Source organism: Anaerotignum sp., assembly GCF_051877975.1.
Taxonomy (GTDB): domain Bacteria; phylum Bacillota; class Clostridia; order Lachnospirales; family Anaerotignaceae; genus Anaerotignum_A.
This window is the reverse complement of the sequence record NZ_JBJEJK010000047.1, coordinates 1-7824: the sequence shown is the minus strand read 5'-3', so window position 1 is coordinate 7824 and position 7824 is coordinate 1. Positions and strand designations below refer to the sequence as shown.

Genomic DNA, 7824 nt, shown 5'->3' with positions numbered 1-7824 from the left:
TAGCTGACCTGGGTATCGTTGGCGACCTGAAACAGATCCTGCCTAAACTGGCTGACGCTGTAAGAAAATACAAAGCAGAAAAAGCAAACAGCTAATTTTTCTAAAACGGAGAAACCCAATTTAGAAATAAACGGCTCCCGTCCCACTTGTGGGGACGGGAGTTTTTTCATTTTAACAATTATTTGCAAAGCGGAAAAAAGGCAAAGCTTTTCAAATGTTTTTGGATTCGATGATTTTTATGGAGGTTCATATAGTTATGGGCGGCTGCAAGACGACAAAATAAACAGAAAATAGACAAAATTCGGGGGATATGATATACTGGTTACCATAATGGAAAAGGAGGTAAATGGCATGGAATTGAAAAAAGAATTCGACTTGGAAACAATAGTGACATCTGAATTTCCTGATGTACTGCTGGAACAGGCGAGGTCTTTTATGGAACTGATGATGCAATACAGATGTGCTCTGATGGAAGTGGAAACAAAGCTGAATGTTTTGAATGCAGAATTTACCATGAAAAATAACCGGAATCCTTTTGAATCCATCAAAAGCAGAATCAAATCTCCCCAGAGCATTATTGAGAAGATGCAGCGAAAGGGCTATGAGATGAGCGTGAAGGGGATTGAAGAAAACCTAGCAGACGTTGCGGGGATTCGTGTGATCTGTTCTTTTCCGGATGATATTTATGTAACAGCAAAAATGCTGACCAATCAGGATGATATCAGAGTATTGGAAGTAAAGGATTATATTGTGAACCCGAAGCCAAATGGATACAGAAGCCTGCATTTGATTTTGGAAATTCCTATTTTTTTATCCAATGAAAAGAAGGATATGAAGGTGGAAGTGCAATTTAGAACGATTGCCATGGATTTCTGGGCAAGCCTGGAACATAAGCTGAAATACAAGAAAAATATCGAAAATGCGGAAGACATTTCCAGGGAACTGCGGAAATGCGCGGAAGCCAGCAGTATGCTGGATCTGCGGATGCAGGCATTGAGAGATCGGATTGAGGCGAGCCGAGAATGAGCGGGAGAGAGAAGAAAGGCTTAGAAGAAAATACTGTTTTGCAAAAGGGACGCCAAAGTGCCATGCGGGTAGTTTATGGACGAACCATGGTGATCGTTTTGCTGTTCCTGGTTCAAATTTTATTGATGCTTTGCCTGGTGAACTTTTTCAGCCAATACATCCCGATGCTCTTCGGGGGCTATATGGTTTTGGCACTGTGCATTGTGCTGATTATCATCAACAGGGAAGAAAGCCCCGAGACAAAACTGATGTGGACCATTATCACAATGCTGCTGCCTTTGCTGGGAGGGGCGTTATATTTATATGTGAAAATGCAGCCCGGTTATCGTGTTTTGGAAAAACGGCTGGGCAATATTTATAAGCTGACAGAGGATTATGTGCAGCAGGATGAAAAAGTATTGCAGGCATTGGAAGAAGCGGACAAGGGCACAGCCAGATTGGCAAGATATGTGCATAAAAATGGGAATTTTCCTGTATATCAGAATACCGAGGTAAAATATTTCCCCCTGGGGGAGGATAAATTTGAAGCAATGCTGGAAGAACTGGCAAAGGCAGAAAGATTTATTTTTATGGAATATTTTATACTGAAGGAAGGATATATGTGGGAGAAGATTCTGAAGATATTGGAGGAAAAGGCAAAAGCAGGCGTTGAGGTGCGGGTGATGTATGACGGGACTTGTGCCATGTTTGATCTGCCTTATAAATATCCGGAAGAATTGAAAGCCAAGGGGATGCAATGCAAAATGTTTGCGCCAATTCACCCGATCCTTTCCACCCATTACAACAACCGTGACCACCGCAAGATCCTCGTGATTGACGGAAAGGTGGGCTTTACGGGAGGAATCAACATTGGGGATGAATATATCAACCGGGTGGTGAAGTATGGCCATTGGAAGGATACGGCAGTGATGCTGAAGGGGGACGCTGTGCAGGGGCTGACGATGATGTTTTTACAGATGTGGAACGTTTCTGAGAAGCAGGTGGAATACGGAACCTATCTGGAAAAGGCAGAACAAAACCAGCAGGCCGCAGGATTTGTGATGCCCTATGGAGACAGTCCCTTTGATGACGAGTTGATCGGGGAAACGGTTTATATGGATATTCTGAACCGGGCGAAAGACTATGTGCATATCATGACGCCGTACCTGATTATCGACCAAAGGATGATCACGGCGTTGAGCTTTGCGGCAAAACGGGGCGTGGATGTGAAGCTGATCCTGCCTCATGTGCCGGATAAGAAATTTGCCTTTGCCCTGGCAAAGAACCATTACCCTGTGCTGCTGAAAGCAGGCGTGAAGATCTATGAATATACCCCCGGCTTTGTTCACGCAAAGGTATTTACCAGCGATGATGAAAAAGCAGTGGTGGGAACCATTAACCTGGATTACAGAAGCTTGTATCTGCATTTTGAATGTGCTGCTTTTATGTATCAGGTAGATGAAATTGAGACGATCGAGAACGATTTTCAGGCGACATTGGAGAAATGTCAGGAAATTACCCTGGAAAATCATAAGAAGGGCACCCTTTTGCTGCGGCTGGGAGGCTGGCTGTTGAAAGTGCTGGCGCCTCTTATGTAAGGAAAAATTCCGCCAGGCTGTTGGGGCAGGAGGCGTTGGCTGAAGTTTCTGGGCCTGGGAGGTTCTGGAAACGGGCTCATCAGGGAGGAAAGCGCAGTGGTGCGCCTGCCAGTATATTTTAGGATTTTGACAGAGGATAAGTCGGAGAATGATGAAAATGATTCTTCGGCTTTTTTTATTTGGAAAAATGGAGCCGTTCTTTTTTCAACAGCGAAAAAGAGCGGCTTTTGCTGATGAAAAAAGGACTGGGGCGACAGCGTTTGACAGGATACGCAGAGAAGAAATGGTATCTTTGTAGACAGGAATGGAAAGATACGATTTTCAGTCTGAGTAACAAGAACAACGCAAAAGGAGGAAGCAGCATGCAATACTATTTTGACGGCGACAGCAATTTATATGGCACGGCGGGGAAGGAATTTTCCATGCCTGCGCGAACGAAGCAGATGGGGAGCATTGAGAACCATGTGAAGATATTCGTGGAGGATTATGTTTATACATATCTGTATCAATACGGAAGAAGCGGCGGGGGAAAAGAAAAGCTGGCGGCACTGATCGGGAAGCATTACGAGATAGAAGGGCAGGATGTGCTGGTGATTTCCGGAGCGATTCAGGGGAAAGGAACCGTACAGCAGAACGGCGTGGAATGCTTCAGCGAAGAAACATGGGAATATATCGGCGGGCAGATGCAGACCTATTTCAAGGGGATGGCGCTTGTTGGATGGGTTCATTGCCAGCCTAGCTTTGGTGCCTTTTTGATGGCACGGGATGAAGTTTTCCACAAGGAATATTTCAAAGAAAAATGGCAGGTGCTGTTTGTGGTGGATACCATGGACAAGCTGGATACGTTTTATATTTACAATGAGGACGGAACCGGACTGCGGCAGGCCAGAGGGTACTTTGTTTATTATGACAAGAACCGGGAGATGCAGGAATATATGCTGGAAAACAGCATGATCCGCCCCAAGGGGGGAGAGCAGGAGGAACCCCGTCGACAGAAGGAGGATTTTCCCAAGGAACCGGGAACGGAGAGAGTGCGGCAAAGACGGAAGCCGACGGCGGAAGAACGAATGGACGCAGCGAAGGAGATTCGACGGGTATTACAGAAGAGAGAAAAAAAGGTGGAACAGGCAAAAAAGGAGCATGACAGAACCTTGGCCGCGGTCAGCTGCGTATTGTGTGTGGTCTGCGTCTGCATGGGGCTTGCCATGATGCAGAGCATGGACAGACTGCGAACGGTAGAAACGGAGTTACTGGCTGTGCAGACTTCTTATCAGACCTTGGCAGAGGATTTTGAGGGGGTGAAGGTGCAAAGTGTATTTGCTGTACAGCAGGCGGAAAGGCAGGAAGCAACGGAGCCTGCATCTACAGAGAAGGTGACAAACAAAAAATACATCGTGGAAAGCGGGGACAGCTTAGGATATATCAGCAGAAAATTTTATGGAGACAACAGCGGGATCACACGGATCATGGAAGCCAACGGGCTGAAAAATGCGGACATGATCTATGAAGGGCAGGCACTGTGGATCCCGGAAGGATGAGAAAGAGAACCTCAAGTTTGAAAAGACTTGGGGTTCTTTTTTATTTGCAGGAGTTACAAAAAATTTTTGATTGACAAAAGAATAAGGAAAATGGTAAAAAAGAACAGAACAAATGTTCTATTTATTTCAAAAAATAAGAATATATGTTTGCGGTGAAAGGGGAGAAAAGCTTGGGCTGGAAGGCATATGTGAGGGGAGAATTGGATAGCGACAAGGGACGGATGAAGCTGCGGCTGCTGGACTGGGGGAATGCCATGGAGCGATGCAGCCGGAAACAGGAGGAGATGAAGCGGATTCAGAAGCTGCGGGAGGAACAGAAAAAACTGCTGGAAGGGAACGATATTCCAGATGTGGCGCAGATGCTGGCGGATATCGACAGAGAGTATACGGGGGATATGAAAAAACTGCAGCAGGAGGTTTTAGAGATCTATGAAAAAAAGAAGAAGATGGACAGGCTGCTGGAAAGATTGACGGAGGAAGAGCAGGCATACATCCGAATGCGATATGAGAAGGGATGGGGCTTTGATTTCATTGGGATGAAGCTGCACATGAGCCGGGCAACCCTATTTCGGATGCAGGACAGAATTTTGGAAAAGCTGCTGCAGATGAAGAAGGATGAGACTACATAAGACACGGAGGGGGATATATTGAGGAAGCAGTGGAGAAAGGAGGCGATGCAAATGTGGCAGAGAGAAGAACACTAACGGAACGGCAGAAAGAATTTTGCAGGCTATGCGCCGGAGGGATGAAACCCATAGATGCGGCGAAGCAATTGGGATATCGAAACATCAGCAGAACAGTGGGCGACATGCTGCGGATGGAGAAGATCCAGAAGGAGATACAAAAGCAGAAGGAAACAAAGACGGCACAGGGAGAAACAGCCACACCGAAGGCGGAAGAGGAGAAAGCTGTGGCGGAGAAGGAAGAAATCCTTTACTTTCTGACAGAAATGATGCGGGAAGATGATGACCCGAAGATGCGGATGAAGGCAGCGGAGCTTTTGGGCAGGCGGGAAAGCCTGTTCCAAAAGGAGAAAAAAACGGAAGAAAAGAACCCCATCATCATCGTGGATGACCTGCCATGAAAACAACAAGACTGAGCCAATGCATCGGGAAGGGCTTCTATGGACTGCACAGGGACATCCGAGAGGGACAGCATACCCATTACTGGCTAAAAGGCGGGAGAGGCAGCGGAAAATCTTCGTTTCTCTCCATTGAAATCATACTGGGGCTGTTGGAGGACGAGGATGCCAATGGGGTGGTGCTGCGAAAGGTGGCGGCGAATCTGCGGGACAGTGTTTTCGAACAGATGATATGGGCCATTCATGCTTTAGGCGTGGAGGATGAATGGGAGCGAAAGATCAGCCCCATGGAACTGGTGCGGAAAAGCACGGGGCAAAAGGTACTCTTTCGGGGATGCGATGACCCGAGAAAGCTGAAATCCATCAAATTTCAGCGGGGATATGCCAAATTTATCTGGTATGAAGAAGTGGATGAATTTAGCGGGATGCAGGAATTACGAAACCTGAACCAAAGCCTGATGCGAGGGGGTGAAAAATTTCGCATTTTTTACAGCTATAACCCGCCCAAACACGCCAGAAGCTGGGTGAACCAGGAGATGGCGGAGGAACGGGAGGACAGGCTGGTGCATCACAGCACCTACAAAGAGATGCCGGAGGAATGGCTGGGGAGCCAATTTCTGGCAGAAGCGGAATATATCCGAAAGCGGCACCCGGAGACTTACCGACATGAATACTTGGGGGAAGTGACGGGGGGCGGCGGAGAGGTTTTCCGCAACCTGACCCTGCGGGAAATCAGCGACGAAGAAATTGCTGCTTTTGACAGAATCAGCCGCGGGCTGGACTGGGGGTATGCCGTAGACCCACTGCATTACACGGTGAACCACTACGACAAGACCAGAAGGCGGCTGTATATCTTCTTTGAACTGCGAGCCCAAGGCATGAGCAACCGACGGCTGGCAGAGGAGATCGGGAAGGAGAATCCCAACCACAGGGCAGTCATCTGCGACAGCGCAGAGCCAAAATCCATTGCGGAGATGCGGGATTATGGGGTGGCTGCCATGGGGGCAAAGAAGGGCCCTGACAGCGTGTATTACGGCATCAAGTGGCTGCAGGATTTGGAGGAGATCATCATTGACCCAAAGCGATGCCCGGAGACGGCAAAGGAATTTTACGGATACGAATACGAAGGGGATGGCAAGGGAGGCTGGAAGGCCGCATTCCCCGACAGAGAAAATCATGCCATTGATGCGGTGCGCTACAGCCGGGAAGATGACATGAGACATGTACGAATCAGATAAAGAAAGGAGAAGGGGAATTGTTTATCACAGAAATGGAGCTGCTGAAAGCAAGGCTGGCGGCGGGGAAAAGCCTCAGCGACAGCCATATTCTGAAGGAGATCATCCTGGAGGACAAAAACAGCGACAAGAAAAAGAGGATGGAAGAGGGCGAGCGATATTATCAGGGGAAGCACGACATTTTGCAGAAGGATTTTCGCAGAAGCCCGATTTCCGAAACGGGGAGAGACGGGGAGGAAAGCATGCAGATGTTTTTCAACCCCAACCGAAGCAATCACCATTGCGTGAACCCGTTCCACCATGCGTTGGTGGCACAAAAGACGGCTTATCTGGTGGGGAGAGAGCCGACTATCAGCGTAAGGGGGCAGGAAAGCAGGGAATTTGAGGCCATGCTGACGGACTTTGCTGACGAGGGCTTCAACAGCATGCTGCAGAAATGGATTACTGGGGCGGCAAACAAGGGCGTGGAATATCTGCATGTTTATTACGATGAGAAGGGGGAATTCCGATACTGCATTGTGCCTGCGGAGGAGGTTATTGCGGTTTACGACGAGGTCTATCAGCAGGATATCAAGGAAGTCATTCGATATTATGACATTCAGGTACTGGAAGGCGGCAGAGAAAAGACCAAGCGGCGTGTGGAATGGTGGACAGGTGACAATGTGACCTATTACACGGAGAACAGCGACGGGGAATTTTTGAAGCAGAAGGAAAGCAGCCACTGGACGGTGACGGAGCTGCTGGACGGAGAAGAAAGGGAGACTGTGGAGCATGGCTGGGGCAGAGTGCCCTTTATTCCCCTGCGGAACAATGACAGGGAGATGACGGACTTGCAGCTAGTGAAAGGGCTCATTGATGCTTACGATTATGTAAGCAGCGAAGGGACAAATACGCTGCTGGATTTGGTAGACCTGTATTGGGTGATTCAGGGCTACGGCGGAGAGACAGCCAGCGCAGTGGCACGAAAATTGCAGGTGAACAAGGCGGTGCAGATCAGCGACAGCAGCGGCAGTGTGGAGGCCAAGCAGGTACAGCTTCCTGTGGAGGGCAGGCTGGACTGGATGCAGATGCTCAGGAAGGATATTTTCCATTTTGGTATGGGGGTGGACACCGACAGCGACGATTGGAGCAAGGCCGCCAGCGGGGTGGCACTGAAATTCCAGTATGCCATGTTTTATCTGAAAATTAACGGCATCGTGCCGGAGATCAAGAAGGCCATAAAAGAGTTTTTCCGCTTTGTGGTGGAGGACTGGAATCGGGAAAACGGCACGGACTGGGACTGGAGAAAAATCCAGATCACGTTGAATACCAACGGCATTACTGATGACCTGGAGACCATGCAGATTATTGCGGAAAGCAAGGGCATC

Annotated in this window: 7 protein-coding genes; all 7 read left to right on the top strand. The window is 48.3% G+C overall.

Translation table 11 applies throughout. The annotated features are described in order from the left end of the window. Positions 1-351 precede the first annotated feature (351 nt). Complete coding sequence (locus ACI39P_RS07475; protein WP_439720043.1) at positions 352-1026, top strand: GTP pyrophosphokinase; 675 nt, start codon at positions 352-354, stop codon at positions 1024-1026. Next, positions 1023-2603, top strand: coding sequence for a cardiolipin synthase (gene cls / locus ACI39P_RS07470; protein ID WP_439720042.1), 1581 nt, complete (start codon positions 1023-1025; stop codon positions 2601-2603). Before ACI39P_RS07475 ends, cls begins: the two co-directional genes overlap by 4 nt. Before the next feature lie 362 nt (positions 2604-2965). Then, positions 2966-4141, top strand: a complete 1176-nt coding sequence (locus ACI39P_RS07465; protein ID WP_439720041.1) for a LysM peptidoglycan-binding domain-containing protein — start codon at positions 2966-2968, stop codon at positions 4139-4141. A 170-nt stretch (positions 4142-4311) separates the two neighbouring features. After that, a complete protein-coding gene (locus tag ACI39P_RS07460) occupies positions 4312-4770 on the top strand; it encodes a hypothetical protein (protein WP_439720040.1) in 459 nt (152 codons plus the stop codon). Positions 4771-4823: 53 nt separating this feature from the next. Beyond that, entirely contained in the window at positions 4824-5225 is a 402-nt protein-coding gene (locus ACI39P_RS07455; RefSeq protein ID WP_439720039.1) for a hypothetical protein, read from the top strand. Continuing rightward, positions 5222-6460: a PBSX family phage terminase large subunit gene (locus ACI39P_RS07450; protein WP_439720038.1), complete on the top strand. Its 1239-nt coding sequence runs from the start codon at positions 5222-5224 to the stop codon at positions 6458-6460. Before ACI39P_RS07455 ends, ACI39P_RS07450 begins: the two co-directional genes overlap by 4 nt. Before the next feature lie 17 nt (positions 6461-6477). After that, a partial coding sequence (locus ACI39P_RS07445; protein ID WP_439720037.1) for a phage portal protein occupies positions 6478-7824 on the top strand: 1347 nt, incomplete at its 3' end.